Annotated in this window: 27 protein-coding genes and 1 tRNA gene; 10 read left to right on the forward strand and 18 right to left on the reverse strand. The window is 70.3% G+C overall.

Annotated elements, in window-relative coordinates:
- Positions 1–23 precede the first annotated feature (23 nt).
- Positions 24–302, forward strand: a complete 279-nt coding sequence (locus tag ACFQ9V_RS01675; protein WP_382457443.1) for a hypothetical protein — start codon at positions 24–26, stop codon at positions 300–302.
- 46 nt (positions 303–348) lie between these two features.
- Here ACFQ9V_RS01675 and ACFQ9V_RS01680 read toward each other — a convergent pair whose 3' ends face one another.
- The 5 genes from ACFQ9V_RS01680 to ACFQ9V_RS01700 form a co-directional block, all read right to left on the reverse strand.
- Positions 349–912: a dihydrofolate reductase family protein gene (locus ACFQ9V_RS01680; RefSeq protein ID WP_382457444.1), complete on the reverse strand. Its 564-nt coding sequence runs from the start codon at positions 910–912 to the stop codon at positions 349–351.
- A 101-nt stretch (positions 913–1,013) separates the two neighbouring features.
- Positions 1,014–1,460: an SRPBCC domain-containing protein gene (locus ACFQ9V_RS01685; RefSeq protein WP_382457445.1), complete on the reverse strand. Its 447-nt coding sequence runs from the start codon at positions 1,458–1,460 to the stop codon at positions 1,014–1,016.
- Positions 1,457–1,810: an ArsR/SmtB family transcription factor gene (locus ACFQ9V_RS01690; protein WP_382457446.1), complete on the reverse strand. Its 354-nt coding sequence runs from the start codon at positions 1,808–1,810 to the stop codon at positions 1,457–1,459. Before ACFQ9V_RS01690 ends, ACFQ9V_RS01685 begins: the two co-directional genes overlap by 4 nt.
- 85 nt (positions 1,811–1,895) lie before the next feature.
- On the reverse strand, positions 1,896–2,153 hold the full coding sequence (locus tag ACFQ9V_RS01695; protein ID WP_382457447.1) for an SHOCT domain-containing protein: 258 nt from the start codon (positions 2,151–2,153) through the stop codon (positions 1,896–1,898).
- On the reverse strand, positions 2,150–2,575 hold the full coding sequence (locus tag ACFQ9V_RS01700; protein WP_382457448.1) for a DUF6325 family protein: 426 nt from the start codon (positions 2,573–2,575) through the stop codon (positions 2,150–2,152). Before ACFQ9V_RS01700 ends, ACFQ9V_RS01695 begins: the two co-directional genes overlap by 4 nt.
- 389 nt (positions 2,576–2,964) lie before the next feature.
- Between ACFQ9V_RS01700 and ACFQ9V_RS01705 the strand changes: the two genes are divergently transcribed.
- The gene (locus ACFQ9V_RS01705) at positions 2,965–4,212 is read left to right on the forward strand and encodes a hypothetical protein (protein ID WP_382457449.1); all 1,248 of its coding nucleotides are present in this window, start codon (positions 2,965–2,967) and stop codon (positions 4,210–4,212) included.
- A gap of 25 nt (positions 4,213–4,237) precedes the next feature.
- Here the strand turns inward: ACFQ9V_RS01705 and ACFQ9V_RS01710 are convergent, their stop codons facing one another.
- Genes ACFQ9V_RS01710 through ACFQ9V_RS01725 form a run of 4 tightly spaced genes read right to left on the reverse strand, consistent with a single transcriptional unit; the run spans position 4,238 to position 6,115 of the window.
- The gene (locus ACFQ9V_RS01710; RefSeq protein ID WP_382457450.1) at positions 4,238–4,639 is read right to left on the reverse strand and encodes a DUF1801 domain-containing protein; all 402 of its coding nucleotides are present in this window, start codon (positions 4,637–4,639) and stop codon (positions 4,238–4,240) included.
- Entirely contained in the window at positions 4,639–5,256 is a 618-nt protein-coding gene (locus tag ACFQ9V_RS01715) for a dihydrofolate reductase family protein (protein ID WP_382457451.1), read from the reverse strand. The genes ACFQ9V_RS01710 and ACFQ9V_RS01715 overlap by 1 nt, the downstream gene beginning before the upstream one ends.
- Positions 5,257–5,275: 19 nt before the next feature.
- Positions 5,276–5,770: an SRPBCC family protein gene (locus ACFQ9V_RS01720; RefSeq protein WP_382457452.1), complete on the reverse strand. Its 495-nt coding sequence runs from the start codon at positions 5,768–5,770 to the stop codon at positions 5,276–5,278.
- Positions 5,771–5,773: 3 nt separating this feature from the next.
- Entirely contained in the window at positions 5,774–6,115 is a 342-nt protein-coding gene (locus ACFQ9V_RS01725) for an ArsR/SmtB family transcription factor (protein ID WP_382457453.1), read from the reverse strand.
- Positions 6,116–6,292: 177 nt separating this feature from the next.
- On the opposite strand from ACFQ9V_RS01725, the gene ACFQ9V_RS01730 reads away from it, so the two are divergent.
- Entirely contained in the window at positions 6,293–11,002 is a 4,710-nt protein-coding gene (locus ACFQ9V_RS01730; protein ID WP_382457454.1) for a beta strand repeat-containing protein, read from the forward strand.
- A gap of 70 nt (positions 11,003–11,072) precedes the next feature.
- On the opposite strand, the gene ACFQ9V_RS01735 is transcribed toward ACFQ9V_RS01730, so the two are convergent.
- The 7 genes from ACFQ9V_RS01735 to ACFQ9V_RS01765 all read right to left on the reverse strand — a co-directional run bounded on the left by ACFQ9V_RS01735 (position 11,073) and on the right by ACFQ9V_RS01765 (position 16,457).
- A complete protein-coding gene (locus ACFQ9V_RS01735) occupies positions 11,073–11,918 on the reverse strand; it encodes a class II glutamine amidotransferase (RefSeq protein ID WP_382457455.1) in 846 nt (281 codons plus the stop codon).
- A gap of 101 nt (positions 11,919–12,019) precedes the next feature.
- The gene (locus tag ACFQ9V_RS01740) at positions 12,020–12,442 is read right to left on the reverse strand and encodes a VOC family protein (RefSeq protein WP_382457456.1); all 423 of its coding nucleotides are present in this window, start codon (positions 12,440–12,442) and stop codon (positions 12,020–12,022) included.
- Positions 12,443–12,540: 98 nt separating this feature from the next.
- Positions 12,541–13,608 (reverse strand): hypothetical protein, encoded by a 1,068-nt coding sequence (locus ACFQ9V_RS01745; RefSeq protein ID WP_382457457.1) that lies wholly within the window; start codon positions 13,606–13,608, stop codon positions 12,541–12,543.
- Positions 13,609–13,662: 54 nt separating this feature from the next.
- Positions 13,663–14,415: a 3-oxo-5-alpha-steroid 4-dehydrogenase gene (locus ACFQ9V_RS01750; RefSeq protein WP_382457458.1), complete on the reverse strand. Its 753-nt coding sequence runs from the start codon at positions 14,413–14,415 to the stop codon at positions 13,663–13,665.
- Positions 14,416–14,425: 10 nt separating this feature from the next.
- Positions 14,426–15,805 carry a hypothetical protein gene (locus ACFQ9V_RS01755; protein WP_382457459.1) on the reverse strand — a complete coding sequence of 460 codons (1,380 nt, stop codon included), beginning with the start codon at positions 15,803–15,805 and terminating at the stop codon, positions 14,426–14,428.
- Between the two features lie 73 nt (positions 15,806–15,878).
- A tRNA-Val gene (locus ACFQ9V_RS01760) sits at positions 15,879–15,951 on the reverse strand.
- A gap of 35 nt (positions 15,952–15,986) precedes the next feature.
- The gene (locus ACFQ9V_RS01765; protein WP_382457460.1) at positions 15,987–16,457 is read right to left on the reverse strand and encodes a peroxiredoxin; all 471 of its coding nucleotides are present in this window, start codon (positions 16,455–16,457) and stop codon (positions 15,987–15,989) included.
- Positions 16,458–16,683: 226 nt separating this feature from the next.
- Between ACFQ9V_RS01765 and aceE the strand changes: the two genes are divergently transcribed.
- The 6 genes from aceE (at position 16,684) to ACFQ9V_RS01795 (ending at position 24,316) form a co-directional block, all read left to right on the forward strand.
- Positions 16,684–19,410, forward strand: coding sequence for a pyruvate dehydrogenase (acetyl-transferring), homodimeric type (gene aceE, locus ACFQ9V_RS01770; protein ID WP_382457461.1), 2,727 nt, complete (start codon positions 16,684–16,686; stop codon positions 19,408–19,410).
- An 8-nt stretch (positions 19,411–19,418) separates the two neighbouring features.
- Positions 19,419–20,627 carry a PucR family transcriptional regulator gene (locus ACFQ9V_RS01775; RefSeq protein WP_382457462.1) on the forward strand — a complete coding sequence of 403 codons (1,209 nt, stop codon included), beginning with the start codon at positions 19,419–19,421 and terminating at the stop codon, positions 20,625–20,627.
- Between the two features lie 93 nt (positions 20,628–20,720).
- On the forward strand, positions 20,721–21,641 hold the full coding sequence (locus ACFQ9V_RS01780) for an ACP S-malonyltransferase (RefSeq protein WP_382457463.1): 921 nt from the start codon (positions 20,721–20,723) through the stop codon (positions 21,639–21,641).
- A 14-nt stretch (positions 21,642–21,655) separates the two neighbouring features.
- Positions 21,656–22,660 (forward strand): beta-ketoacyl-ACP synthase III, encoded by a 1,005-nt coding sequence (locus tag ACFQ9V_RS01785; RefSeq protein ID WP_382457464.1) that lies wholly within the window; start codon positions 21,656–21,658, stop codon positions 22,658–22,660.
- Between the two features lie 54 nt (positions 22,661–22,714).
- The gene (locus ACFQ9V_RS01790) at positions 22,715–22,966 is read left to right on the forward strand and encodes an acyl carrier protein (RefSeq protein WP_021765217.1); all 252 of its coding nucleotides are present in this window, start codon (positions 22,715–22,717) and stop codon (positions 22,964–22,966) included.
- 114 nt (positions 22,967–23,080) lie between these two features.
- Complete coding sequence (locus ACFQ9V_RS01795) at positions 23,081–24,316, forward strand: beta-ketoacyl-[acyl-carrier-protein] synthase family protein (RefSeq protein WP_382457465.1); 1,236 nt, start codon at positions 23,081–23,083, stop codon at positions 24,314–24,316.
- Between the two features lie 93 nt (positions 24,317–24,409).
- Here ACFQ9V_RS01795 and ACFQ9V_RS01800 read toward each other — a convergent pair whose 3' ends face one another.
- Complete coding sequence (locus tag ACFQ9V_RS01800; protein ID WP_382457466.1) at positions 24,410–24,913, reverse strand: DUF3145 domain-containing protein; 504 nt, start codon at positions 24,911–24,913, stop codon at positions 24,410–24,412.
- A 167-nt stretch (positions 24,914–25,080) separates the two neighbouring features.
- On the opposite strand from ACFQ9V_RS01800, the gene ACFQ9V_RS01805 reads away from it, so the two are divergent.
- Complete coding sequence (locus tag ACFQ9V_RS01805) at positions 25,081–25,647, forward strand: PadR family transcriptional regulator (RefSeq protein ID WP_382457467.1); 567 nt, start codon at positions 25,081–25,083, stop codon at positions 25,645–25,647.
- A gap of 80 nt (positions 25,648–25,727) precedes the next feature.
- Here the strand turns inward: ACFQ9V_RS01805 and ACFQ9V_RS01810 are convergent, their stop codons facing one another.
- On the reverse strand, positions 25,728–26,570 hold the full coding sequence (locus ACFQ9V_RS01810; protein WP_382457468.1) for a DUF1684 domain-containing protein: 843 nt from the start codon (positions 26,568–26,570) through the stop codon (positions 25,728–25,730).
- Positions 26,571–26,637: the final 67 nt, after the last annotated feature.

The raw sequence follows: 26,637 nt of genomic DNA on the forward strand, positions 1-26,637 counted from the left end.
CCGTCGAGACGAAGGAGCCTGACATGAAGAGAATCGCCGCGGCCGTCGGCCTGGCCGTCCTGTTCACCCTGACGGCCGCTGCGCCGGCCCTCGCAAACAACCCTCCCGGTCCTCCCGGGCCTCCCAGCCAGTCGTGCCAGTCCGTCGAGCCCTTCACCCCGGGGCATGCCGCGAGCAGCCCGGGCTCCCCCTTCAACGAACCCGGCATCAACAGCGCCAACGGCGGCACCGGAGGTCAGCACTACTCCCCTCGTTCGCAGTACGACGTCGCGTGCTACCAGCAGTCCGTCCACCAGAGGTGACACGAAGCCATCGGGGACTCCGCGCCGCGGGGTTCCCGCTGGCCCGCTAACGAACCACCTCGTACACGACCTTCTGCACCCCGTTTCCGTACGTCTCCCCCTCCACCACGGCCAGCTTCTCGATGCCGTGCTCGGAGCTGCTGAACAGCCGCTCCCCCTCGCCCAGGAGCACCGGGAAGACGAGCAGGTGGTAGCGGTCGACCAGTCCCGCGTCGGCCAGGGCGTGGCCGAGCGCCGTGCTGCCGTGGACGATGATCGGGCCGCCCTCGGTCGCCTTCAGCGCGGCCACGTCGTCCAGCGAGCGCAGGATGGTCGCGGGCCAGCGGTCGTCGTCCTTCTCCAGCGTCGTGGAGACGACGTAGCGCGGCATCGCGTTGTAGCCGGCGAACTCCTTCATCGACGGCCAGACCGGGGCGAAGAGCTCGTAGCTCTTCCGACCGAGGAGTACGGCGGTCGACTCCCCCTGCTCGCGGCCCTTCAGCTCGTAGGCGGCGGGGTCGAACTCGACGCTGTTGAACGTCCAGCCGGAGTTGCGATAGCTCGCGTCGCCTCCCGGGGCCTCGGCGACGCCGTCGGCGGAGACGAAGGCGGAGATGATCAGGTCGCGCATGGGGTATCAGTCCTCTCGGTGCGGATGGGCGGCAGACTGTCGTCCGTTGGATTCAACCTATCAGTTCTGAACCTGTTAGTTCAATACCGAGAAACGCGCGATCAGCCCTCCGCGACCTCTCCGAGGACGTCGAGGAAGGTCATCCAGCCGGCGATCGTCCCCTGCCGCTGCGCGTCCGAGAATCCGGGGGTCTGCTGGGTCATGCGCAAGCGCGTCCCCATCGCAGACGGCGTCAGCTCGACAGTCAGGACGGCCCGCTCGGCGGCGGCAGGACGATCGGTGAGCGTCATCACCAGGCGCGACGGCGGGTCGACCTCCAGGAACTCCCCCACCCAGTCGATGGTGGCGCCGTCCGGCAGGACCATCATCGCCGACCAGGCCCGGCCCGCTTCGGCGCGGTAGTCGAGCCCGTCGAGGGGAACCTGCACCTCGCGACCGCCGAACCAGCGGGCGAACGACTCGGGCGTCGTCCAGGCGGCGAACACGGCGGCCGGCGGCGCCGCGAACTCCCGGTCGATCTCGATCCCGTCCTCGGTGATCCCGGTCACTCGTCGTCCTCCCGTTCGGCCGCGTTCGTGGCGGCGAGGAGGTCGTCGAGCGCGTCGAAGCCGGCCTCCCAGAACCGCTGGTAGTCCTCGATCCACGCCGAGGCGGCGAGCAGCGGCCGGGCGTCGAGCATGGCCGGCCGGTACTGGGCCTCTCGGCCGCGGGTGACGAGGCCGGCGCCCTCCAGGACCCGCAGGTGCTTGGAGACCGCGGCGAAGCTCATCTCGAACGGCGCCGCGAGATCGCCGACGTTCGCCGAGCCCTCCGCGAGCCGCGCGAGGATCGCCCGCCGCGTCGGATCCGCCAGGGCCGCGAAGGTCCGGCTCAACGGATCATCGATCGCCGTGGTCATAGCCACCTCCCCCTCGACGTACTGAACCACATGGTTCCATACCACGCCAACGGTAGCACGCGGGGTGCTCCCCCGTCGGGAGGCGTCACGCGTTCAGGATGCGGGCCTTCTGCGCCTCGAACTCCGCCTCGGTGAGCACCCCCGCGGCGCGCAGCTCCCCGAGCTGGGCGAGCTGATCGAGCACTGACGGCGCAGCGTCCGAGGTCGGCGCCTCGGTGACAGGCGGGTTCGGCCCTGCCACTGCAGCATCCTGAGCCGCCCAGCGCTGCTGCTGGCGGCGGTGGGTGCTTCCGATGACGCGCGTTGCGACGGAGGCGCGCGCGGCGGTGCGGAGAAGGCTCATCGGTCCGTTCCTTTCACTTCGAGGGAGTCGGCGAGGTCGATGATGTCGACTCCCCCGGCGAACAGTTCCGCGCCGCCTGCAGCGATCCAGGCGTCCGCCGCGGAAGCAAGGGAGCGGTCCTCGTAGACGAGCGCGATGGCGAAGGCGCCGGGCTCCAGCGCGTCCACGACCCGCTGGACGTCCTCCGCATCGAGGATGCCGGAGTAGGCGCCCGCGAACCCGTCGGGGCCCGGGAGCTGGTCGAGAGGCTGCCGGACGGGCGCCCCGGTGTCGTCCACGCGGATCAGTTCGAGGTCGAGCACCTCGATGATCCCCTCATCGACCCGGCGCAGCACGGCGGCGAGGCCCGCGCTGACGGAGGCCTCGGCGGGGAAGGCGAACACGAGATAGTCCACGGGTCCGGCGAAAGCGTCGTTGGCCATGTCGGTCCTTTCGTTGAGAGGGCACGGCGAGCGTCACGCTAGCGGCCGGTCGCGTGTTCTCCCCCGCTGGACGCGCGATCGCCGGGTGACAGCGCCAGAAGATTCACCGGGCCGCCCATCCTCTGCCGTGAGTCGCACGCGACGCGCTCACCCGCGCGATTTTCGGTGACGTAAGATTAATATGTTTCTAGGTTAGCAGTGCGGGTTCTGCTACTGTCTGGCGGGTAAGCATGATCACGCGTCATACAAGGGAGTTTTCAGTGAACGCACATGCCCATCGTCCCTCCGATGTCCGCAACGACCGCGGCGCTACGCTCTTCCCCCGCTCCGGGGGGGGGGGGGGTAATCTCCCCTCCCGCCGCTCCCTAGCCAAGGCGGCCGCCTGGTCGGTGCCCGCGATCTCACTCGCCGTGGCATCGCCCGCGTACGCCACCAGCAGCGCCGCTGCGGCGCTCGCGTTCAACGGGGTCCCCGCCTCCGCGAGCGCGGGTACGTCCATCACCGGCGCCTCGATCTCCGCGTCCGACAACCCGGGAGCGGACGTGACCGTCACGGTCTCCCCCGGGCTCGCCTGGTCGGACGGAACGGTATCGCCGCTCCGCGTCATCGGCAGCGGCCCCGGGGTGTACCTCATCCCGGACGTCACGGTCGGCACGCCGTCGCCCGGCTACCCGACCGGCATCGGCGCCTCGAGTGCCGACGCCAGCGCCTGGGCGCCCATCACGGTGCTGGCCGGCGTCTACGAAATGACTGTGCTCGGTGCGATGGACATCATCGCGAGGGGGCCCGACGAGTACCGGGCCGACTACGCGGTCATCGTGCCGAGGGGCGTGCGCCCGGCGCAGCTGAAGTACCGCTTCGAACCCGACCTGCCCACCTCGGCGATCGGCACCATGCTGAAGCCGGTGACCGGCGACATCCGGAAGTACATCGATCAGAACTATGCCATCGTCCACGTGCAGGATCTCGGCAACGGGAACGAGCGACTGTTCCTGAGCTGCCGCGGCGACGCGCATGTGAAGCCCGCCACGCCGACCGCCACCTACTCGTGGCCGCTTCAGGCGACCTGGCCGAACGGTACCCAATCGGTCGTCACATTCCCGATTCTGGTCCAGCGCCGCGGCGCCGACGGGCGGCCGGTGGCGATCAACGCGTGGGACAAGACCACGGCGGGGCTCACCGGCTACGACAAGACCCTGTCGTCGCAGGCGGCGTGGGGCAACCTCGTGCGGGCGAACTCGTCCGGCACGCTCAACGGCAACCACTTCCACGTCGACGCGTTGGCGTCCGGACGCTCGGCGGTCGCAGGCAACGACCAGACCACCGAGGTCTACTACCAGTTCGTGCACGAGGACGGCACCCCTGCGTCCGTCACGCCCACGCCGAAGCGCGTCGTGATCCCGACTCACTCCGCAGACACCAGCGTGAAGGGCGTGCTGCTCGGGTCGCCCGACCAGCTCGGCACCGCCTTCGAGCTGGACAAGCCGGGCTACTGGCGCCTCCTGTGCTGGCCGCAGGCGAACAACTCGAAGCCGGGCGTCGGGGTCGCACCCGCCGGTGTCGCCTGGGACCCCCAGTCCGATCCGGGACATCAGATCGGGTCCGTCTTCTGGAAGCTGCCGGCTACCGGAGGGTAGTGGCAGAGGGTCGGTGGCCGGCGGCTCACGCCCTCCGGCCGCCGACCCCCGGCCGGGAGGCGATCTGCCGCATCCAGTCCGCGACTTGCCTCTCGTCCAGGTCCGCGAGCGTCGCCAGCTCCACCCCGCGGGTGGCCTTGCCCATCGCCACGGGCGTCACCGGCGGCACAGGATCGAGGGTCACTCCGTTCACGAACATGAGTTTCACGAGGTCGTCGAAGGCGCCGCAGCAGAAGCACCAGCCGTCGCCGACGCCGTAGTACGACATCCCCCACTTGATCGAGCGGGTGAGGCCGGGCAGTGTCCGTGCAGCCAGGTCGTCGACGGCCTGGGCGATCGCGCGCTGGGCGTCAGGGAGGCTCGCGATGTAGGCGAACACCGGCTTGTCGCCGACCGCCGCCTTGGCCGGGCTCGCGCGGCCGGTCATCAGCGCTCGTGAACGGTGTAGGTCAGGTGCGTCGCGCGCGGCGACGCCTCCGAGGCGGTCTGCTCCAGCTTGATCCGGGAGTCGTCCACGGACTCGAACAGGCGGATGCCCTTCCCGAACAGCACGGGTGAGAGGGCGATCGAGAACTCGTCCACCAGTCCGGCGTTCAGGTACTCCACGATGATCGCTCCACCCCCGGCGATCCGGACGTCGCGCTCCCCCGCGGCCTCCCGCGCCCGATCCAGCGCGACCCGGAGGTCGTCGACGAAGTGGAAGGTGGTCCCGCCGAGGCGCACCCAAGGGTCGCGGCTCTCGTGCGTCACCACGAACACCTCGCTGTGGAACGGCGGATCCTCCGGCCAGGAGTGCTCGCCGGCCTCGAACATGCGCTTCCCCATCACGCTGGCGCCGGTGCGCTCGAAGGTGCTGCGCGCCTTGTCGTTGTCCAGACCCTCCTCGCCGCCGGGGCCGAGCCCCAGATTCTGGCGGAAGAAGCGGGTCGGGAACACCCAGTGCTGCAGCTCCATCCACTGTTTGCCCATCAACTCCTCCGGGGAGTCCGGCGCCATGAACCCGTCCAGCGACATCGAGACGCTGAAGAACACCTTGCCAGCCATCAGTCCTCCTTCTGTTTCCTCATCGTGGCTCACTCCTGATCGTGGTCTCCACATAGCCGGCCAGCTTGGCCAGCGTCTGCCTGCCGCCCTCGGCGGCGTGCGAGCGCTCGAGCGCCTGGTCGCGCAGCTCCGCCGTCGGGAACACCGTGCGCAGCTCGATGCGCGTGGCGGCGCCCTCCGGCGTGAAGGTCAGCGCGGACTCGAACATGTCGGGGTCGTCTCGGCGCTCGCCGTGGAGCATCTCGATCCGCTCGGACGGGATGATGGCCGTCCAGGTGATCCACTCGGGATGGACCGTGCCGTCCGGCCCGCGCATCGTGAAGACCCACTCGCCGCCAACGCGGAAGTCGAAGGACCGCGTGGTCGTGCTGAAGCCCTCAGGGCCCCACCACCGCGACAGATGCCTGACCTCCGTGAACGCCTCGAACACGAGCTCGGGCGGGGCGTCGATCACGCGCGAGACCACGATCTCGCGATCGGCGGTCGACGACTCCACTGCTTCCGGTTCCCGCACTGGCTACTCCCCTACTCTCTGGGCTTTCAGCTCCTGCATGTAGGCGTCGAGCCGGTCGAAGCTCTCGTTCCAGAACCGCTCGAAACCGCCGGTCCACTCGTGGACCGTGCGCAGGCCGCCGGCGTCGAGCCCGTAGACGCGCTGCTTGCCGGCCCTGCGGTCCAGCACGAGCCCGACCTCCTTGAGCACCCGGAGGTGCTTGGACGCGCCGGGCTGCGGCATCCCGAGCGCCGCGGCCACCTCGTTCACCGGCCGATCGCCGGACCGCAGCAGCATCAGGATGTCCCGGCGGCGCGGCTCCGCGATCGCGTTGAAGACGTCCGAGGTCGTCGCTGCCCGTGCCATGTGTTCGATCATATACCCATATGGGTGCAGATCGACAGGGTGAAGATCGTCGTTAAACTTGCCTTCCACTGAACGGAAGGGTGCGCTCAGTCCTGCGGAAAGACGAGGTCCGGCTGCTCGATCCGCGGAGTGACGTCGGTAGCTTTCGACGGTCATTTCACCGCCGGGGAGGCATCGATGAAGTTCTTCACACGCAGGCGCTCGAAAGCGCTTGCCGCGCTCGTGAGCCTGCTGATGGCAGTGGCCGGCGTCATCGTCTTCTCGCAAGTCGCGTCGGCCGCGCCGACCGACCAGCAGTGCTCGTACGCGGACGCCGGCAGCGGGACGTACGCGCGCACGCTGTGCTGGCTCGACCAGAGCGGATACGACCAGGCGGCGGCCTCCAGCCCCGGCGGCCAGCAGATGAAGGTCGCGCTACCCGGCGGCTACACGCTCGAATACACGGCCTTCGCGAACGGCCGCGCGGTGGTCCCCGCCGCGTTCCCGACGTATGCGAGCGCCTACCTCGGCAGTACCAACGGCGGGTACCGAGGCGTGGCGGGCTTGCCCGCGCTGTACCAGGCGGGCGCCACGGGCGGGCACTCGTCCGTGCTGATGAATGGCATCACCGTCAAGGATGCCGACGGGAACCCCGTCAACGCGTTCTCGATCGTCATGGCGGACGCCGAGTCCACCGACCAGGACGAATCGCTGGGGTTCGCGGCCGATCAACCGCTGCGGCAGATCGCGCCGCTGGGCAACGCGTGCGACTCGGGGTTCACCGGGGTCGGCACGAACACGGTGATGTGCTCCAGCAGCCAGAGCACCACGAGGAGCGGCACGGCGATGCTGGCGGCCAACGCTCCGACCGGCGCCACGATCGACTTGAACTCGAACCGGCGACAGGGCGTCGCGTTCGGCATCCTGCTGTCGAAGGTCGTCCTGTCCAAGACCGTCGCCAGCCGGGTGAGCCCGTCCGACTCGTTCGGGCTGAGCGTCACCGCCCCGGGCGGCATCCAGCTCGCCGGCGCCAACACCGGGACGGCGACCACCGCCACCACCGGCGAGGTCGAGACCATCGGCGCCGCCACCACCTCCCCGTTCACGCTCGCGGAGACCGCGACCGGCACGACGCCGATCGGCGCGTACGCACAGTCCTGGTCGTGCACCAGGAACGGTTCGGCCGACCCCGGTCTGCCCTCGGGCGCCGCCGGCCCCTCTGCCACTGTCGCGCTCGCGATCGGCGACCTGGTCAACTGCACCATCACCAACACGGCGCTCGCCGGGAACCTCCTCCTGCAGAAGGAGGCCGGACCCGTCAACGACGTCAACGGGAACGGCGTCCGCGATGCGGGCGACACCATCCCGTACTCCTTCGCCGTGACGAACACCGGGCAGATGAGCGTCGAGAACCTCGTGGTCAACGACCCCGCCGTCGGCGCGGTGACCTGCCCGGCGACCACGCTCGCCCCCGGCGCCTCCACCCGCTGCACGGCGAACTCGGTGTACACCATCACGGCCGCGGACGTCGCCTCCGGCGCTTTCACGAACACCGCGACGGCGCAGGGCAACCCGCTCGGCGGCACGACCGTGATCCGCTCCAACAGCTCCGCGACCACGACGACGCTCGAGGCGGCGAACGCCGCGCTGACGCTCAGCAAGACGGTCACCCCGTCGACCGCGGCGACCGCCGGGACCGCAGTGACCTACGACTACAGCGTGACGAACACCGGCAACGTGGACGTGCACGCCCTCGCGATCGTGGAGAGCTCCTTCTCCGGCAGCGGGACCGGCCCGGCGCCGGTCTGCCCGGTGACGTCGCTCGCTCCAGGCACCTCGACGGTCTGCACCGCGACCTACACGCTGACCCAGGCGGACGTCGACAGCGGCTCGGTGACGAACACCGCGCACGCGACGGCGTCCGACCCGGAGAGCGGCACCGTCGACTCCCCCGACTCGTCGGCGACGGTGACCTCGGCCGGCGCGCCCGCGATCACGCTCGAGAAGTCGGCGTCGCCGGACGACGCCGCGTCGTTCGTCGTCGGGCAGGTGCTGACCTACTCCTTCGTCGCCACCAACACCGGCAACGTGACGCTGACGAACGTCGGCATCGCCGAGCAGGGCTTCACCGGCACCGGAGGCGCGGTGAACCCGGTCTGCCCGGCGAGCGCCCCGATCCCGCCGGGCGGCCAGGTGACCTGCACGGCGACCTACACGCTGACGCAGGCCGACATCGACCAGGGCGACGTGACGAACACCGCGACCTCGCACGGCACGCCGCCGACCGGCCCTGCCGTGATCTCGCCGCCGGCCACGATCAGCGCCCCGGGCAACCCGGCGCCGGCCATCACCGTCGAGAAGACCGCGACGCCCGCGATTGTCGCGGCGCAGGGTGACGTCGTGAGCTACCAGTTCGCTGTCACCAACAGCGGGAACGTGACCCTGAAGGGCGTCACGGTCGACGAGGCGGCGTTCTCGGGCAGCGGCGGGACCCCCGCCGTCATCTGCCCCGCGGAGGCCGCCACGATGGTCCCCGGCGCCCGGGTGGTCTGCACCGCCAGCTACACGCTGACCCAGACGGACGCCGACGGGTCCCAGCTCGTCAACACCGCCACGGCGACCGGCACCCCGCCGGCGTCGGCGGGCGGCCCGGTGACGAGCGCGCCGTCGACGGCGACCGTCGCGGTCGCCGAGAATCCGGCGCTCACCCTGGTGAAGACGGCGAGCCCCCTGCATGCGACAGCCGCGGGCGACACGATCACCTACTCGTTCGCGGTGACCAACACCGGCGACACGACGGTGAACGGCATCGGGATCGCCGAAGGTACGTTCTCCGGTTCCGGCACGGCGCCGTCGCCGAGCTGCCCGGCCGGCGCGGCCTCCCTCGCGCCCGGCGCGACCGTGACCTGCACGGCGACCTACACCGTCACGCAGGCGGACGCGAACGCCGGCGGCATCGACAACACCGCCACTGCGACGGGCACGACGGGAAGCGGCGCCGCCGTCACGTCGGGCGACTCGCAGACCGTGGTCCCGATCCTGGCAGACCCGGGAGTGACGCTGCAGAAGACCGCCACCGTGCGGAGCGTGACCGCCGCGGGCCAGACGATCACGTACGAGTTCGTGGTCACCAACACCGGGAACGTGACGCTGCAGAGCCCCCAGGTCGTGGAGGCCACGTTCAGCGGGTTCGCCGTGCTGAGCCCGGTGTGCCCGGCCGGGGTCACCTCCCTGGCGCCGGGCGAGTCCGTGACCTGCACGGCCGACTACGTCGCGACGCAGTCCGACATCGACAAGGGCGGGATCACCAACAGAGCCGTGGCGACGCTCCAGACGCCGGGCGGAGCCACCATCACCGCTCCCCCGTCGGAGGTCGACATCACCGCCGACCCGGCGCCGGCGCTGACGATGGAGAAGACGGTCGACCCCACCGCGATCACCGCGGCGGGACAGCCGGTCACGTACTCCTACCTGGTGACGAACACCGGGAACGTGACGGTCACCGGCGTCTCCGTGGCCGAGGGCGAGTTCACCGGCAGCGGTGCCACACCGGCGCCGAGCTGCCCGGCCGGCGCGGCCTCCCTCGCGCCGGGCGGGACCGTCACCTGCACGGCGGTGTACACGCCGACCCAGGGCGACGTCGACGCGGGCACCGTGACCAACACCGCGACCGCGAGCGCAACGCCGATCGGCGGGGGCGCGGCGGTGGACTCGCAGCCGTCGTCCACGACCTTCAGCGCCACCGCGTCGCCGGACATGACCATCACCAAGACGGCCGACCCGGCCACCATCACGAAAGCCGGTCAGACCGTCACCTACAGCTTCGTGGTGACGAACACCGGCAATGTGACCATGTCCTCGGTCGAGGTGATCGAAGGGACCTTCACCGGAACCGGCGTCGCGCCGGCCGTCCAGTGCCCGGCAGCGCCGATCGTCCTGGCCCCTGGTGACACGGTGACCTGCACGGCGACTTACATCGCGACCCAGGCGGACGTGGATGCGGGGACCGTCGACAACACGGCGACCGTACAGGGCACGATCCCGTCGGCTCCCGATGTGCCGATGACATTCGGGCCGGCGGGCAGCACCGTCGACGCACCGGCCCAGCCGGCGCTGACGATCGTCAAGTCGGGCACGCCGAGTGACGCCGCGTCCTTCAAGACCGGGGCGGTGATCACGTACAGCTTCGTGGTGACCAACACCGGCAACGTGACGCTGGACGACATCCAGGTGGCCGACTCGGGCTTCACGGGCAGCGGCCCCGCCCCGGTGCCGGACTGCTCGGGTCAGCCGACCTCCTTGGCGCCGGCCGCACAGCTCACCTGCACGGCGACCTACACCGTGACGCAGGCGGACGCCGACGCCGGAGGCATCACCAACACGGCGACCGCGAGCGGCATCCCGCCCGCGGGCGGCGAACCGGTGGAGAGCGCGCCGTCCACGGTCACGCTGCCGCACGACAGCGCGCCCGCGCTCGACCTGGTGAAGAGCGCCACGGTGAACGCCTCCACGATCGACTACCGCTTCACGGTGACCAACACCGGGAACGTGACGGTCACCGGCGTGTCCATCGCGGAGGGCGACTTCACCGGCACCGGCGGCTTCCCCGGCGTCGACTGCCCGGACGGGGCGGCCTCGCTCGCTCCCGCCGCGTCGATCGTCTGCACGGCGACGTACACGCTCACCGACGCCGATCGGCGGGCGGCAACCGTGACCAACACGGCGGTCGCGGACGGCGAGTCCGGCTCGGGCCGGGTCACGTCCCCTCCGTCGACGGCTCGGGCCGCCCTGGGTGGGCTCGCCTCGACGGGCCTGGACGTGGACACCCTCGTCTGGTTCGGCGCGATCCTCCTGGCCCTCGGCGGAGGCGCGATCGGATTCCGGTTCCTGCGGCGACGCCGGGCCTGACCGGGAGGCGATGAAGGCGGGGACGACTCAGGTCGTCCCCGCCTTTCGCTGTGGTCAGGGCCTTTCGTCGTCAGGCGTCGGCGCGCGCAATGAACGGCTCGTGGTGGTAGCCGTCGTCGGTGAGGATGGCCACCGTGGACTCCCCCACTTCCACGAACGTGCCGGGGATGTCGTTGAGCGGCTCGGACACCACGACCTTCGCCTTGTCCCCGAACATCTCCAGGCGGGCGGCATCCGGGTACATCTCGCGCAGCTCCGGGATCGCGACGGAGTGATACAGGCTGCGGCTGCGTCCCGACGTGGAGTAGCGGAACGCCCAGAGCGTTGCGCCGTCGGACAGTGCGATGGTCCCCTGCATCGGGAAGCGGATGCCCTTCGACTCCCCCACCTCCTCTACCCGCTGGATGGTCTTCGTCATCGCGCCGATCGGGTCGTCCTGGAGCCCGTTCGTCAGAGCCAGGTAGAACATCACCTCCGAGTCGGTGGTGCCGTGGATCAGCGGGTACAGCGACTCGTCGACGGAGAAGGTCAGGTCGCGCTTCATCTTCCCGAAGCCGTCGAGGAAGCCGTTGTGCATGAACATCCAGTTCTCGTAGCGGAACGGATGGCAGTTCGTCTGCTGGATGGGCGGCCCTCCCGCCGCGCGCACGTGCCCGAAGAAGAGAGGGCTCGCGATCGAGTTGGTGAGCTCGCGCAGGTTCTCGTCGTTCCAGGCGGGCTCGGTGGAATGGAACAGCGCGGGCGTGCTGCCCGCCTTCGAGCCCTCCGGGTACCACCCGAAGCCGAAGCCGTCGCCGTTCACCGTCTCGGCGCCGAGCGGCGAGTTCAGCGATTGCGCGACCAGCGAGTGTTGCGCGTCCAGGACCAGGACGGCGGGTTTCAGCGCCTCCCCGGAGTACGCGAGCCAACGGCACATGACGTCTTCCCCTCCCGGATCGACCGGCTCGATCCGGGAGCACCATAACGCCGCGGACCCTCCCCCGGGAATGGGTGGTGGAGCGACTCCCCGGACCGCTCTCAGGCGGTCGGCGCGGCCCCCGCGATGTTCACCAGCCACTGCACGCCGAACCGGTCGACCAGCATCCCGAAGCTGTCGCCCCACGGCGCCTTGGAGAGCGGCTCGACGACGGTGCCGCCGTCGACCAGCTTGTCGTAGTAGCCGGAGAGCTGGGCCTCGTCGTCGCCGCTCAGCGACACCGAGATCTGCGAGCCCTCCTTGAGGTCCATGTGGGCCGGCACATCGGCCGCCATGATCGTGAAGCCCGCGTCGGTGGTGAGCTGCGAGTGCATGATCAGGTTCGCGTCGTCCGGGTCCTGGCTCATCCCGAACTCGGCGAAGGTGCTCTGCTGGAGGGTGCCGCCGAAGACGGACTGGTAGAAGTCCATCGCGTCGCGGGCCTGCGTGCGGAAGTTGAGGTACGGGTTCAAGATCGACGGCATCGTGGGATCTCCCTTCGTGCGCGCGCACGGTGCGCGGCTCAGGTTTCAGGCTAGTCAGTGGGCCGCCCGGGCGGGAAGGCCGAGGCGCGCGAGGCCTTTCAGGCAAGGTAGGCGGCGACGAACAGCTCGCCGCGGATCGCGCCCAGCGCCGCGAGAACACGCTCGACCACCGCGTCCGTCACCCCGGACGCGACGACGTCGTGGGGGCCGAGCGGTGCGAGCGGCGAGCAGCGCACCCGCACGACCTCCCAGCCGGCGGCGCGCAGGAGGCGGTCCTTGCGGCGGTCGGAGGCCTCCCGCGGGCCCACGTGCTCCAGCCCGTGCCGGCCGATGGTGTCGTACTCGATGGCGACGCGCAGCTCGGGGACGACGATGTCGGGCCAGACCTCGAGCTGGTTGTTGAACGGCCGGGCGACCCGGACCGCGTTGAGGCTCAGGTCGACCGCGAGCCGGGCGGCCAGACGGCGCTTCAGCTCGGGCTCGGCCGCCGACGCCGGGCGCGGGGCGAGCTCGCTGAGGAAGGCCTCTCCGACCGGCACCCGGTCCGCCCCGCGGCGCGCGTTCCGGCAGACCGGGCAGCGGCGGCCGCCGAGGATGCGCTCGACCGTGGCGGAGTAGCTGGGATGTCCGTTGGAGCACTGCCACGAGTAGCGGGTGGCGGTGCCGTTCTCGTGCGAGAGGGCGACGCGCGAGCCGGGCGCCGCCAGCGCGATCAACTCCTCCCGTGTCATCGACGTGCGGTCGAGCCTCCGGCAGAGGTAGCAGCGGTCGTCGTCCGGGTCGTTCTCGATGCGTCGCAGGTCGCGCGCGTGGCCGCAGACGTGCAGCCCCGCGTCGGGCTCCGGCGTCCGCACGCGGCGCGGGACCGCCTCCTCGCTGCACCACGGGCACCAGGCCGACCGCCGCCGGGTGCCGCCAGGACGGGAACGCTGCTCCTCCGGCGTGGCGATGAAGCGGTGGCCGGCGTCGCACTCCCACTGCACGTAGACGTCCGCGGCGGGCGGGATCTGGCTGAGCACGATCCCGGCGTTGAGCTCGGGATGGAACTGGCGCACCACGGTCGGATAGCGCTGCCAGTCGGCGCGGTAGGCGCCGACGGCGTAGGGCACCGGGAGGCCCTTCGACCACTGCCTGCGTGCCCACCACTGCGCGACGTTCTCGGTCACGTCACCCCGTCCTTCACACGCCAACGGTACGGCGGGCGTCCGACAGCGGGGGTGTCATAGGAGGAACGGCAGCAGCGCACGGCGGTCGGAGGGGTAATCGGGGAAGGTCTCCCGGTACCAGCGGTGGTTCGCCATCGCCCGCGGCGCGAGGTTGGCAACCGTGTAGAGCGCGAACGCGAGCCCCGCGACGGACCAGGTGGCGACGGCCCAGCCGGTCCACTCCACCATCTCGCCGAGGTAGTTCGGGCTGGACACGAACCGGAAGCCGCCGCCGTGCGGGATGCGGTACCCGGCCCCGGTTCGCCGCAGCCTCCGCAGGATGCGGTCGGAGCCGACGTTGAGCGCGTAGCCGGCCGCGAACAGGGCGACACCGATCCAGAACCGCGGATCGCCCAGCCACGACACCGGGTAGTCGCCGTACTCGGAGATCCAGCGCGCGTTCACCCACGCGTTGAGCAGGTTGAACAGGATGGCCAGCAGCATCACGAGCACCGGCATCCGCGAGCCGGAACGCATGAGCAGCGGGTAGACGAAGGCGCGCTGCACGTAGTGCGCCTGCCAGAGCAGCAGGAACAGCAGGGGCACGAGGTCGGCACGGTGCGCGCCGAGCAGGTAGAAGGCCAGGAAGGCGAGGCTCGCGGGGGCCTCCATCACGATCCAGCCGACGCGTGCGGGGACGGTCGGGCCCCAGCCGGGGCGGCCGTGGCGGCCGCCGTAGGGGGCGACGACGAAGAGGAGGGCGACGAAGGTCACGGCCGCGAGGATCAGCTCGGCGATGACGAACCAGCGGTAGGGGCCTGGCGGCATGTGCGGGAGTCTAGGGTCCGACGAACGCGTCGAGCCCCTCGCCGTGCCACAGCGCCGGATCATGCGTCACGCCGTGCTGCCAGAAGGCCTTCGAGATGATCCGGTTCCGCACGCGCGGGCCCCGGAGCCGCTGCTTCGCGAGCGCGCCGGTCAGCACGAGGTCGAACCGCAGCCGGATGTCCACCACGTCGGGGATGAGCGGGAGCGCCCGGCGGTGATGCCGGTGAATCGGTGCGCTCAACAGCACGAGCTGCGGGATGGGGCAGCCGTTGTTCACGGCGCGGGCGGCCACCTCGCCGCCGTAGCTGTGCGCGAACACGGTGCCGACACCGGCGCCGCCGGTAGCGGTGGTGAGCCACTCCTTGAGGCGTCGCGCTGCGATCGCACGATGCTGCCCACTGAGCTCGCCCGACCAGGAGAACGGCATCCCCGCGTCGTACAGCGCGGGACGGAGGCCGTTCAGGACATGGGTGTGAAAGTCGCCCCCGGGGTACCACCAGTCCGCCTGCCAGGCCCAGGTGCCGTGGATGAGCGTGCTGAGCCGTGCGGGCGCGGCCGGCGCCGTTCCAGGAGGGGCGCCATCGGGGACGTCTGCGGGCGGTACGCTGCCACCCGCCTCCTCGTCGTTCGCTCCTGTCTCGGCGTCGTCCCCCGCCTGTTCGACGCGGTCGTCCACGGCGATCGCGCGGAGCCACGCCACGGCCGCCAGTTCGCGCACGACGTCGTCGGGTGACCGCAGCGCCGCACGAATACGCTCGAACGCGAGCAGGAGAAGCCGGCGGAGCACGTCCCGAGTGTCGCCGTCCGCGGACGCGCTGAGCTGGTCAGCGGACTCCGCCGCCCACGCGTCGCTTCGCCAGGTGACGCGTTCGACGGCCGGCTCGGAAAGCGAGAGGGGCAACGGATAAAGGAGGTCGTCGGCGTCGATCCCGAGGAGGTCGATCACGAGCGACGCGGGGAGCGCGTTGAGCACGGCGACGGCGGCGACGACGCTCTCGCGTTCCAGCGAGCTGCACAAACCGGCCGCCAGCAGGGTGAGCCGGTGCCACACGCTGCCTTCGTTCAGCCGCCGCCAGGACTCGTGGCGGGCCTCGCGCGGCTGCCAACCGCCCCGCACCGTCCCCTGGAGAAACTCGCCCTCCCCAAAGAGGATGTTGTCGACGCCGCGCAGTCGGTCGACGGCGCCCTGCAGCTCGTCTCGGAAGCCGAACATCTCCAGCATGCCGGGCTCGACCACGTCGAGGGGCGCACCTCGCAGAGTCGTCGCCCCGAGGGCGCCCGCGATCGCGAACCGCGACGCGTTGGTCCCCTCGGTCTCCGGGTTCTCCTCGATCGAGTCGTCCTCCGGATAAATCCCGTACTCCTGCGGGCCGTCGCCCTCTGCGTCCATGAAACGATCCCCGTCCGAGTCGCGCGCGCGACTCCAGGGCACAGACTAGGTCCGCTGCGGGGTGGGAGGCGAGTGGGCCCTGCCGGGATCGAACCGACGACATCCACGGTGTAAACGTGGCGCTCTACCAGCTGAGCTAAAGGCCCTGGTCGCCTCCCAGCCTAGCGGGGAAGCCGCACGCTCACACGTGCGCCGGCAGCAGCTCCAGCGCGGCCTTGTAGGCCTCGATCGAGCGCGCCTCCCCCGGCGCGGTGATGAAGGAGGCGCGGATGATGCCGGTCTCGTCGATCAGGAAGGTCGCGCGGTTGGCGAAGCCCTTCTCCGGCAGGAAGACGCCGTACTCCTTGGCGATGTCGCCGTGCGGCCAGAAGTCGGCCAGCAGGCTGAAGTCGTAGCCCTCCTGCTCCACCCAGGCGCGCAGCGTGTACTTGGAGTCCACGGAGATCGCCAGCAGCTCCACCCGGTGATCCTGGAACATCGCCAGGTTGTCGCGCAGCGCGCACAGCTCACCCGTGCAGGTGCCCGAGAACGCCATCGGGAAGAAGACGAGCGCTACGGCCTTGGAGCCGCGGAAGTCGCTGAGCCGGACCGAGCGGCCGTGCTGGTCGAGCAGTTCGAAGTCGGGAGCCTGGGTGTCGTTCTCCAGAGCCATGAGACGTGTCCTTTCACGCGCTCCGGGGACGATTCCACCCGGCCGGCGCACGAGGACACAGCATAGACCCGGACGCGGGGAGCGCCAACCCGTGGCCTCCCTCCGAGCGGTCACCGGTGGTCCCGAGTTGCGGCTAGGCTGAACGATGGTGCCCGCAGATTTGTCGTGACCCGACAAGCGGATGCGCTCCTTCCACGATCCATCCGACACAAGAAAGAGGTCGAGGGTGACTGTAAACGACCAGGACCCGTACTCGATGAATAACATCGACTCGGACCCCGAGGAGACCGCCGAATGGCGCGAGTCCCTCGACGCACTGGTTGCGGCACACGGCCATGAGCGCGCTCGCGAGATCATGCTCAGCCTGCTGAAGCGCTCGAAGGAACTCCACCTCGGCGTGCCGATGGTGCCGACCACCGACTACATCAACACCATCTCCCCCGAGAACGAGCCGGACTTCCCCGGCGACGAGGAGATCGAGCGCCGCTATCGCGCCTGGATCCGCTGGAACGCGGCCATCCTGGTGCACCGCGCGCAGCGACCCGGCATCGCCGTCGGCGGCCACATCTCGACCTACGCGTCGAGCGCCGCGCTCTACGAGGTCGGCTTCAACCACTTCTTCCGCGGCCAGGACCACCCGGGCGGCGGCGACCAGATCTTCGTCCAGGGCCACGCCTCCCCCGGCACCTACGCCCGCGCCTTCCTCGAGGGCCGGCTGAGCGCCGACCAGCTCGACGGCTTCCGCCAGGAGAAGTCGCACGCGGGCGGCGGCCTGTCGTCGTACCCGCACCCGCGTCTCATGCCGGAGTTCTGGCAGTTCCCGACCGTGTCGATGGGCCTCGGCCCGATCAACGCGATCTACCAGGCGCAGCTCAACAAGTACCTCACCAACCGCGGCATCAAGGACGCCTCCGACCAGCACGTCTGGGCGTTCCTCGGCGACGGCGAGATGGACGAGGTGGAGTCGCGCGGCCAGCTCCAGGTGGCGGCGAACGAGAAGCTCGACAACCTGACCTTCGTCATCAACGCGAACCTGCAGCGCCTCGACGGCCCGGTGCGCGGCAACGGCAAGATCATCCAGGAGCTGGAGAGCTACTTCCGCGGCGCCGGCTGGAACGTCATCAAGGTGATCTGGGGCCGCGAGTGGGACGACCTGCTCGCCCGCGACACCGATGGCGCGCTGATCAACCTGATGAACCAGACGCCGGACGGCGACTACCAGACCTACAAGACCGAGAACGGCGCCTACGTGCGCGAGAACTTCTTCGGCCGCGACCCGCGCACCCTGGAGCTCGTCAAGGACTACACCGACGACGAGGTCTGGGGCCTCAAGCGCGGCGGCCACGACTACCGCAAGGTCTACGCAGCCTTCAAGGCGGCCGTCGAGCACAAGGGCCAGCCCACCGTCATCATCGCCAAGACCATCAAGGGCTACGGCCTGGGTCCGTCCTTCGAGGGCCGCAACGCGACCCACCAGATGAAGAAGATGACGCTGGACAACCTCAAGACGTTCCGCGACGCCATGCGCATCCCGGTCAGCGACGCGCAGCTCGAGGAGAACCCGTACCTGCCGCCGTACTACAACCCGGGGCCGGACGACGAGGCGATCCAGTACCTGCACGAGCGCCGCGCGGCCCTCGGCGGGTACGTGCCGGAGCGCCGCGTCAAGTACACGCAGCTCACCCTCCCGGACGACTCGGCCTACGCCATCTCCAAGAAGGGCTCAGGCACGCAGGAGATCGCCACCACGATGGCGTTCGTCCGCCTGCTCAAGGACCTGCTGCGCGCGAAGGACTTCGGCCACCGCATCGTCCCGATCATCCCGGACGAGGCGCGCACCTTCGGCATGGACGCGTTCTTCCCGAACGCGAAGATCTACAACCCGAACGGCCAGCACTACACCTCGGTCGACCGCGAGCTGCTCCTGGCATACAAGGAGAGCCCGCAGGGCCAGATCATCCACGTCGGCATCAACGAGGCAGGCGCCCTCGCGGCGTTCACCAATGTGGGCACGTCGTACTCGACGCAGGGCGAGCCGCTCATCCCGGTCTACGTCTTCTACTCGATGTTCGGCTTCCAGCGCACCGGCGACGCGATGTGGGCGGCTGGCGACCAGATGGCGCGCGGCTTCATGATCGGCGCCACCGCCGGCCGTACCACGCTGACCGGCGAGGGCCTGCAGCACGCGGACGGCCACTCGCTGCTGCTCGCCTCGACGAACCCGGCCGTCGTCTCCTACGACCCCGCCTACGGCTACGAGATCGGGCACATCGTCCGCGCCGGCCTCGAGCGGATGTACGGCGACTCGCACCCGAACCCGAACGTCATGTACTACCTGACGGTCTACAACGAGCCGATCGTGCAGCCGGCCGAGCCGGAGGGCGTGGACGTGGACGGCATCGTCCGCGGCATCCACAAGCTCCGCGACGGCGAGACCGGCGGCCCGAAGGCCCAGCTCCTCGCGTCCGGCGTCTCGGTGCCGTGGGCGCTGGAGGCCCAGCACCTGCTCGCGCAGGACTGGGGCGTGTCGGCCGACGTGTGGAGCGTCACCTCGTGGAGCGAGCTGCGCCGCGACGGCCTCACGGCGGAGGAGCACAACTTCCTCTACCCGCAGCAGGACAAGCAGGTGCCGTACGTCACCCGCAAGCTGCAGGGCGCCGAGGGCCCGTTCGTCGCCGTCACCGACTACATGCACGCGGTGCCGGACCAGATCCGTCAGTTCGTGCCGGGTGAGTACGCCACGCTCGGCGCCGACGACTTCGGCTTCTCCGACACCCGCGCCGCCGCGCGCCGGTTCTTCAAGATCGACGGCCCGTCGCTCGTGGTCCGCACCCTGGAGCTGCTCGCGGCCCAGGGCAAGGTGGACCCGAACGCCCCGGCCTGGGCGATCGAGAAGTACCTGCTGCACGACGTCAACGCCGGCACCACCGGCACAGCGGGCGGCGAGGCGTAACGACGCCCGTGGCGACCGCACACGAGAGGACGAAGGCCGAGACGCTTGCGTGGCTGCGCAAGATCTCGGGCGAACTCGCGACGACCACGCTGAAGCGGCTGGAGGACACGCTCCCCTGGTACCGGGACATGCCCCCCGGCCGCCGCAGCGCGGTCGGGCTGGTCGCCCAGGCAGGCATCTCCTCGTTCATCTCGTGGTTCGACGACCCGCGCTCGACGCCGTGGATCGCGGCCGACGTCTTCGGGGCGGCTCCTCGTGAGCTGCTCCGGAGCGTCAGCCTGCAGCAGACCCTCCAGCTCATCAAGATCACCGTGGAGGTGGTCGAGGAGCGCGTGAAGAGCGGCGGCAACGAGTCGCTGAAGGAGGCCATCCTCCTGTACTCGCGCGAGATCGCGTTCGCCGCGGCCGACGTGTACGCCCGCGCCGCCGAGGCCCGCGGCCTCTGGGACGCGCGCCTGGAGGCCCTGGTGGTCGACAGCATCCTCACCGGCGAGTACGACGACGAGCTGCCCAGCCGGATCGCCGCGCTCGGCTGGCACGGTCACGGCGAGGTCAGCGTCCTGGTGGGCACCGCCCCCAAGATGCTCGACGTCGACCAGCTGCGCCGCACGGCCAGGCACATGTCCGCCGACGTGCTGATCGGCGTGCAGGGCAGCCGGCTGGTGCTGGTCATCGGCCGGGCCCTCCCTGCCGACACCCCGAACGAGGACGCCATCGGCGCAGCTCCCGCGGTCAGCTTCCTGGAGATCGCGCAGCAGCTCGAGCCGGGCTTCGGGCCGGGCCACCTGGTGCTCGGCCACGAGGTCGCGAGCCTGGTGGACGCCTCCAAGAGCGCCAAGGCCGCCCTGGCCGGCTTCGCCGTCGCCAAGGCGTGGCGCAACTGCCCGCGGCCCGTGCACGCCGACGACCTGCTCCCCGAGCGGGCGCTCGCGGGCGACGGGCTCGCGCGGGCCACGCTGATCAGCCGCATCTACCGGCCGTTGCAGGCGTACTCCACGGAACTCCTCACGACGCTGTGGTGCTACCTGGACAACGGGAGGTCGCTGGAGGCCACCGCGCGCGAGCTGTTCGTGCATCCGAACACCGTGCGCTACCGGCTGAAGCGCGTCTCCGAGGTCATCGGCTGGGACGCCACCGGTGCCAGGGAGGCGCTCATCCTGCAGGCTGCGCTCATCGTGGGCTCGATCAACGAGCCGGACGCGCCGCGGAAGCACTGATATCCGCTCGTTGTAGACATCCACAAAGCTTCGGCGCATAGTTCATCCACATCCGACACATCCGCGCGGCGGAAGATTGGCAGACTTGAACCCGTGATCGTCATCGCGTGCCCGGGGCAGGGTTCCCAGACCCCCGGCTTCCTCGACCCGTGGCTCACCGAACCGTCGTTCCGTGACCAGCTCACCCGCATCTCCGACGCGGTCGGCATCGACCTCGTCGCGCACGGCACGGTGAGTGACGCGGACACCATCCGCGACACCGCGGTGGCCCAGCCGCTGATCGTGTCCGCCGGGCTGCTGACGCTCTCTGCGCTCCTCGCCGACGGCCGCCGCGAGAAGGTCGGCGGCATCGCCGGTCACTCGGTCGGCGAGCTCACGGCCGCTGCAGGCGCCGGTGTGCTGTCCGAGACCGACGCTGTCGCGTTCGTCCGGGAGCGCGGCGCCGCGATGGCCCGCGCCGCCGCAAAGGTGCGCACGGGCATGAGCGCCGTGATCGGCGCCGACGAGGACGAGCTGCTCGCGAAGCTCGACGCACTCGGCCTCTCCCCCGCCAACTACAACGGCGGCGGCCAGATCGTCGTCGCGGGCGACCTCGACGCGCTCGCGAAGCTCGCCGAGGAGCCGCCCGCCCGCGCCAGGGTCATCCCGCTGCAGGTCGCCGGCGCGTTCCACACGCGCTACATGGCCCCGGCCGTCCCGGCGCTGGAGGAGTTCGCCGCCGGCCTCGCCACGAACGACCCGACGCTGCGGCTCTGGACGAACAAGGACGGCTCAGAGGTCACCGACGGCGCCGAGTTCCTGCGCATGCTCGTCGGCCAGGTCTCCTCGCCGGTGCGCTGGGACCTCGACATGGCGGCCTTCCAGGAGGCCGGCGTCACCGGCATCATCGAGGTCGCGCCCGCCGGCGCCCTCGTCGGGCTCGCCAAGCGCGGGCTGAAGGGCGTCCCCGCCGTCGCGGTGAAGACCCCCGACGACCTGCCCGCCGCGTTCGACCTCATCGACCAGGCCGCCTAGGAGGACCGCAGATCATGACCCACCCCACCCTGCAGCAGTCCCACGGGCCGCAATACACCCGCATCCTCTCCATCGGCGCCGCCCGCGGCGACCTGGTGGTGCCCAATGACGACCTGATCGGGCCGATCGACTCGTCCGACGAGTGGATCCGGCAGCGCACCGGCATCATCACCCGCACCAGGGCCAGCCATGACGTCGGCGCCGTCGACCTCGCGACCGAGGCGTCGAAGGAGGCGATCGAGAAGTCCGGCGTCGACCCGAAGCTGATCGACGCGGTCATCGTCGCGACGATCTCCAACCCGCGGCAGACCCCGTCGCTTGCCGCCGTGCTCGCCGACAACGTCGGCGCCAACCCGGCCGCCGCCTACGACATGAACGCGGCCTGCGCCGGGTACGCGTACGCCGTCGCCCAGGCCGACGCGCTCATCCGCACCGGGCAGGCGCACTACGCGCTCGTCGTCGGCGCGGAGAAGCTCTCCGACGTGGTCGACCCGACCGACCGCACCATCTCGTTCCTGCTCGGCGACGGCGCGGGCGCCGTGGTCATCGGCCCGAGCGAGTACCCGGGCATCGCCAAGACGGTCTGGGGCTCCGACGGCTCCAAGGCCGGCGCCGTCGGGATGGACGGAACGCTCACCGAGTTCCGCGACGGCGAGGCCCCGTGGCCGACCCTCCGCCAGGACGGCCAGACCGTCTTCCGCTGGGCGGTCTGGGAGATGGCGAAGGTCGCCAAGCAGGCGCTCGACGCCGCCGGCGTCACCCCGGACCAGCTCGCGGCCTTCATCCCGCACCAGGCGAACATGCGCATCGTCGACGAGTTCGCCAAGCAGCTCAAGCTGCCGGAGACGGTCGCGATCGCGCGCGACATCGAGACGACGGGCAACACGTCCGCGGCCTCGATCCCGCTCGCCACGCACCGGCTCCTGCAGGAGCACCCCGAACTGTCCGGCGGCCTCGCGCTCCAGATCGGCTTCGGCGCCGGTCTGGTATTCGGCGCGCAGGTCGTCGTGCTCCCCTAGGGCCTGCCCTAGACTGATCAACGGTCAAAACGACACCCCCTCAAGGAGAAAACAATGGCATTGTCCACCGAAGAAGTTCTTGCCGGCCTGGCCGAGCTGATCAACGACGAGACCGGCATCGCGACCGACACGGTTGAGCTGGACAAGTCGTTCACCGACGACCTCGACATCGACTCGATCTCGATGATGACCATCGTGGTCAACGCCGAGGACAAGTTCGATGTGAAGATCCCGGACGAAGAGGTCAAGAACCTGAAGACCGTCGGTGACGCTGTCGAGTTCATCGTCAAGGCGCAGGACGCCTAAGCACCGCACGAAGAAACTTCCTACGCGCGGGCGGGCCTCCCCCGAGGTTGCGCCCGCGCGGGGAGCAGCGCGCTGCGCGTTGCACCGTTGTTCCTACTACACGGAGTTGCCGTTATGACCAAGAAGATCGTCGTCACTGGCGTGGGCGCATCCTCCCCGCTCGGTGGCACCGCCCCCGAGAGCTGGGCCGGCCTGCTGGCCGGGAAGTCCGGCGCCCGCAGCCTCACCCACGACTGGGTGGCCGAGCTGGAGCTGCCCGTCACCTTCGCCGCCGAGGCGCTCGTGCGGCCCGACACCATCCTCGACCGGCCGACCGCCAAGCGGCTCGACCCGTCCAGCCAGTTCGCGCTGGTCTCGGCGATGGAGGCCTGGGCCGACGCCGGCGCCCCCGAGGTCGCCCCCGAGCGCCTCGGCGTCGACTACGCCACCGGCATCGGCGGCGTGTGGACCCTCCTCGACGCCTGGGACACCCTGCGCGAGCGCGGCCCCCGCCGCGTCCTGCCGATGACCGTGCCGATGCTCATGCCCAACGCCGCGTCCGCCGCGGTCTCCATGCACTTCGAGGCCCGTGCGTTCGCCCGCACCGTCGCCTCCGCCTGCGCGTCGAGCACCGAGTCGCTCGTCAACGCGTACGAGCACCTCCAGGCCGGTCTCGCCGATGTCGTCATCGCCGGCGGCACCGAGTCCGCCATCCACCCGATCACGGTCGCGTCGTTCGCGTCGATGCAGGCGCTGTCGCGCCGCAACGACGACCCGGCGACGGCCTCCCGTCCGTACAGCGTCGACCGCGACGGCTTCGTCATGGGCGAGGGAGCGGCCAGCCTGGTGCTGGAGACCGAGGAGCACGCGCTCGCCCGCGGCGCCCACATCTACGCGGAGATCGTCGGCGGCGGCGTGACGGCCGACTCCTACCACATCACCGCGAACGACCCGGAGGGCCGCGGGGCCATCCGCGCGCTGCGGCTCGCCCTAGAGAAGGCGGGCGCCTCCCCCGACGAGGTGACCCACATCAACGCACACGCCACCAGCACTCCGGTCGGCGACCCTGCCGAGTATGTCGCTCTCCGCGAGGTGTTCGGCGAGCGGGTGCACGACATCCCGGTGTCGGCCACGAAGGCGTCGACCGGTCACCTGCTCGGCGGCACCGGCGCGCTGGAGGCCGTCTTCACGATCTTCGCGCTGCGCGACCGCGTCGCTCCCCCGACGATCAACATCACGGAGCAAGACCCGGCGATCCCGCTGAAGGTCTCCCGCGAGCCGCAGCCGCTCGGCGAGGGCCCGCAGCTCGCGATCAGCAACTCCTTCGGCTTCGGCGGCCACAACGCCGTCGTCGCGATCCGCTCCGTCTGAGCGCAGGCGTTGAAGAAGGCCCCGGTCGGATGACCGGGGCCTTCTTCTGTCACCGCGTGCGGACGGCGTAGCCTGGCCCGTCGCGGGAGTCTGCTAGCCGACCTTGTGCAGCCAGATCACCGAGGTGTCGTCGTGGGCGCGCCGGAACGGCTCCAGCTCGTCGTCCCACGCCTGGCCGAGCGCGAGCCGCAGCTCGCGGTGCAGTTCGAGCGGGTTGGAGCCGGCGACCTCCATCGCGTAGCGGACGCGGTCCTCCGGCACCACGGTGTTGCCCGCGGTGTCGGTCTGGGCGAAGAAGATGCCGAGATCGGGGGTGTGCATCCAGCGGCCGCCGTCGGTGCCGAGTCCGGCGTCCTCCGTCACCTCGTAACGGAGGTGCTCCCAGCCGCGCAGGGCGGTCGCCAGGCGCGCTCCGGTGCCCTGGGGGCCGTCCCAGAAGAACTCGGTGCGCTGGGCGCCCCTGAGCACCGGCTGCGTCTCCCAGGTGAAGTTGACGGCGCGACCGAGAGCGCGTCCCGCCGCCCACTCGATGTGAGGGCAGAGCGCGCCGGGAGAGGAGTGCACGTAGAGCACTCCTCGAGCTGCGTGAGCCGTCATGGTTTTCCTCCTTCGTCGGTACGTCTTCCCCTACGACCGCGAACGAGTGCCATGACTCCTATGAAGTTGACTACCGCGATTATGCCGGACAACGCGCCCGAGTTACAAGATTGTGATTCGGCGATTCCTGCGTGCCACACGGCAGAGAGCGGAATAGCATACCGGGTATGTCGGTTCAGTATGGTTTCCTCGCGGTGCTGACCCAGGGCCCCGCCTACGGTTCCCAGCTCCAGAACGAGTTCCTCCTGCGCGCGGCCAACCGCCGCACTCTCAACGCCGGGCAGGTGTACTCCACGCTCGACCGGATGACCGAGCAGGGGCTGGTCGAGCCGGCGGGTGAGACGGACGACGGCCTCCCGCTCTATCGGCTCACGGACGCGGGAGCCGATGAGGCCAGGACGTGGCTGACCGCCGGTCCGCGGGACGTGCGTCCGGACTGGGACGAGATGCAGGACCAGGTGCTCGTCGCCGCCTCGCTCGACGGCGCGGACGCGGCCGTGGTCGTCGCGGACTACCGCGCGGCCTTCGCCGAGCGCATCCGGGAGCTGACGCACGACGCGGACTCGCGGGCGGTGCTCGCCGCCAACCGCGCGGCCGAGCTCGGCGCGCGCGCCGCGATCGAGTGGCTGGACGAGGTCGCCAAGGCCCTCGCTGCGCACCCCGGCGCGCTGGTGCAGCCGCGCTGCCCCGAGCGCCCCCGCCGCGGCCGCAAGCCCGCCGCCGCCCTCGACTGACCCGACTCCTGACGCCGAAGGGCACGTAAACGCCCCTAAAACCGCGTTTTAGGGGCGTTTACGTGCCCTTCGACCAGCTGTCAGTGGAGGAGGGCGCCGTCCTTGTTCAGGACGTTCTTCTCGCCGGCCTCGATCGGCACCGCGAAGCGGTTCTGCGCGGGAGGCAGCGGGCAGTTGAAGTTGTAGCTGAACGCGCACGGCGGCAGCACGGCGAGGTTGAAGTCGAGCGTCACCGTGCCGTCCTCGTTCGGGACGACGAACAGGAAGCGGCCGACCGAGTAGGTGCTGTCGCCGTTCGTGGTGTCCGAGAAGACGAGCTGCAGCGCGCGGCCCGCCTTGAAGGCGGCGAGATTGTAGTCGACGCCGTCCTTGCTGAAGGTGATCTCGCCCGGGATGACCATGTCCCGGGTCGCGCCGTCGTCCTTGAGGTGCTCGAAGCCGACCGTCTTGCCGCCCTCGATCGGCGAGAACGTCGCGGTGATGATCCACTCGGGGCTGAACGGGAAGGCGTCGATCGTGCCGAAGTTCTGGATGTCCTCCGACTGGGCGTCCCACACCCGCAGCGCGTACTCGCCCTGCTCGTTCGCGATGACGAAGGCGGTGACGGTGTCGCTGAAGCGGACGGCGCCCGGGTGCGGGTCGTCCTTGCCGCGCACGATCGCGGAGCCGTCGACCAGCACCTCGTCCACGAAGACGTTGTCCGTGGCGATCGCGGTGACCTTCAGGCCGGACTGGCCCGCCGGAAGCGGCGACCAGAGTCCGGGAACGCCCCAGACCGGCTGCTCGGAGCTCGGCTCACCGGTGATCGACTGGGTGTTCACGAGCGCCAGGTTGCCCTGCGGGGCCGTGACGGCCTGCTCGCGGCGGGAGTGGTAGCGCGCGAGGACGGCGTCGGGGTCGGCGAGGGCTGCGGTGTCGGTCATGGTCTCCATCCTCTGTCAGGTCGGTGGGTGCAACCAAGCGCGACACTCCCCCATTCCCGCGCCTACT

It is taken from the genome of Leifsonia sp. NPDC056665 (assembly GCF_042791795.1).
GTDB lineage: Bacteria > Actinomycetota > Actinomycetes > Actinomycetales > Microbacteriaceae > Leifsonia.

Excerpts from the sequence above, each read along its gene's own strand:
- ACFQ9V_RS01725 (WP_382457453.1), bottom strand. The coding sequence starts at position 6,115 with ATGGCACGGGCAGCGACGACCTCGGACGTCTTCAACGCGATCGCGGAG.
- ACFQ9V_RS01690 (WP_382457446.1), bottom strand. The coding sequence starts at position 1,810 with ATGACCACGGCGATCGATGATCCGTTGAGCCGGACCTTCGCGGCCCTG.
- ACFQ9V_RS01795 (WP_382457465.1), top strand. The coding sequence starts at position 23,081 with ATGACCAAGAAGATCGTCGTCACTGGCGTGGGCGCATCCTCCCCGCTC.
- ACFQ9V_RS01785 (WP_382457464.1), top strand. The coding sequence starts at position 21,656 with ATGACCCACCCCACCCTGCAGCAGTCCCACGGGCCGCAATACACCCGC.
- ACFQ9V_RS01750 (WP_382457458.1), bottom strand. The coding sequence starts at position 14,415 with ATGCCGCCAGGCCCCTACCGCTGGTTCGTCATCGCCGAGCTGATCCTC.
- ACFQ9V_RS01735 (WP_382457455.1), bottom strand. The coding sequence starts at position 11,918 with ATGTGCCGTTGGCTCGCGTACTCCGGGGAGGCGCTGAAACCCGCCGTC.
- ACFQ9V_RS01790 (WP_021765217.1), top strand. The coding sequence starts at position 22,715 with ATGGCATTGTCCACCGAAGAAGTTCTTGCCGGCCTGGCCGAGCTGATC.
- ACFQ9V_RS01675 (WP_382457443.1), top strand. The coding sequence starts at position 24 with ATGAAGAGAATCGCCGCGGCCGTCGGCCTGGCCGTCCTGTTCACCCTG.
- ACFQ9V_RS01695 (WP_382457447.1), bottom strand. The coding sequence starts at position 2,153 with ATGAGCCTTCTCCGCACCGCCGCGCGCGCCTCCGTCGCAACGCGCGTC.
- ACFQ9V_RS01710 (WP_382457450.1), bottom strand. The coding sequence starts at position 4,639 with ATGACCGGCCGCGCGAGCCCGGCCAAGGCGGCGGTCGGCGACAAGCCG.
- ACFQ9V_RS01800 (WP_382457466.1), bottom strand. The coding sequence starts at position 24,913 with ATGACGGCTCACGCAGCTCGAGGAGTGCTCTACGTGCACTCCTCTCCC.
- ACFQ9V_RS01810 (WP_382457468.1), bottom strand. The coding sequence starts at position 26,570 with ATGACCGACACCGCAGCCCTCGCCGACCCCGACGCCGTCCTCGCGCGC.
- ACFQ9V_RS01700 (WP_382457448.1), bottom strand. The coding sequence starts at position 2,575 with ATGGCCAACGACGCTTTCGCCGGACCCGTGGACTATCTCGTGTTCGCC.
- ACFQ9V_RS01715 (WP_382457451.1), bottom strand. The coding sequence starts at position 5,256 with ATGGCTGGCAAGGTGTTCTTCAGCGTCTCGATGTCGCTGGACGGGTTC.
- ACFQ9V_RS01765 (WP_382457460.1), bottom strand. The coding sequence starts at position 16,457 with ATGGCTCTGGAGAACGACACCCAGGCTCCCGACTTCGAACTGCTCGAC.
- ACFQ9V_RS01805 (WP_382457467.1), top strand. The coding sequence starts at position 25,081 with ATGTCGGTTCAGTATGGTTTCCTCGCGGTGCTGACCCAGGGCCCCGCC.
- ACFQ9V_RS01740 (WP_382457456.1), bottom strand. The coding sequence starts at position 12,442 with ATGCCGTCGATCTTGAACCCGTACCTCAACTTCCGCACGCAGGCCCGC.
- ACFQ9V_RS01680 (WP_382457444.1), bottom strand. The coding sequence starts at position 912 with ATGCGCGACCTGATCATCTCCGCCTTCGTCTCCGCCGACGGCGTCGCC.
- ACFQ9V_RS01755 (WP_382457459.1), bottom strand. The coding sequence starts at position 15,805 with ATGGACGCAGAGGGCGACGGCCCGCAGGAGTACGGGATTTATCCGGAG.
- ACFQ9V_RS01730 (WP_382457454.1), top strand. The coding sequence starts at position 6,293 with ATGAAGTTCTTCACACGCAGGCGCTCGAAAGCGCTTGCCGCGCTCGTG.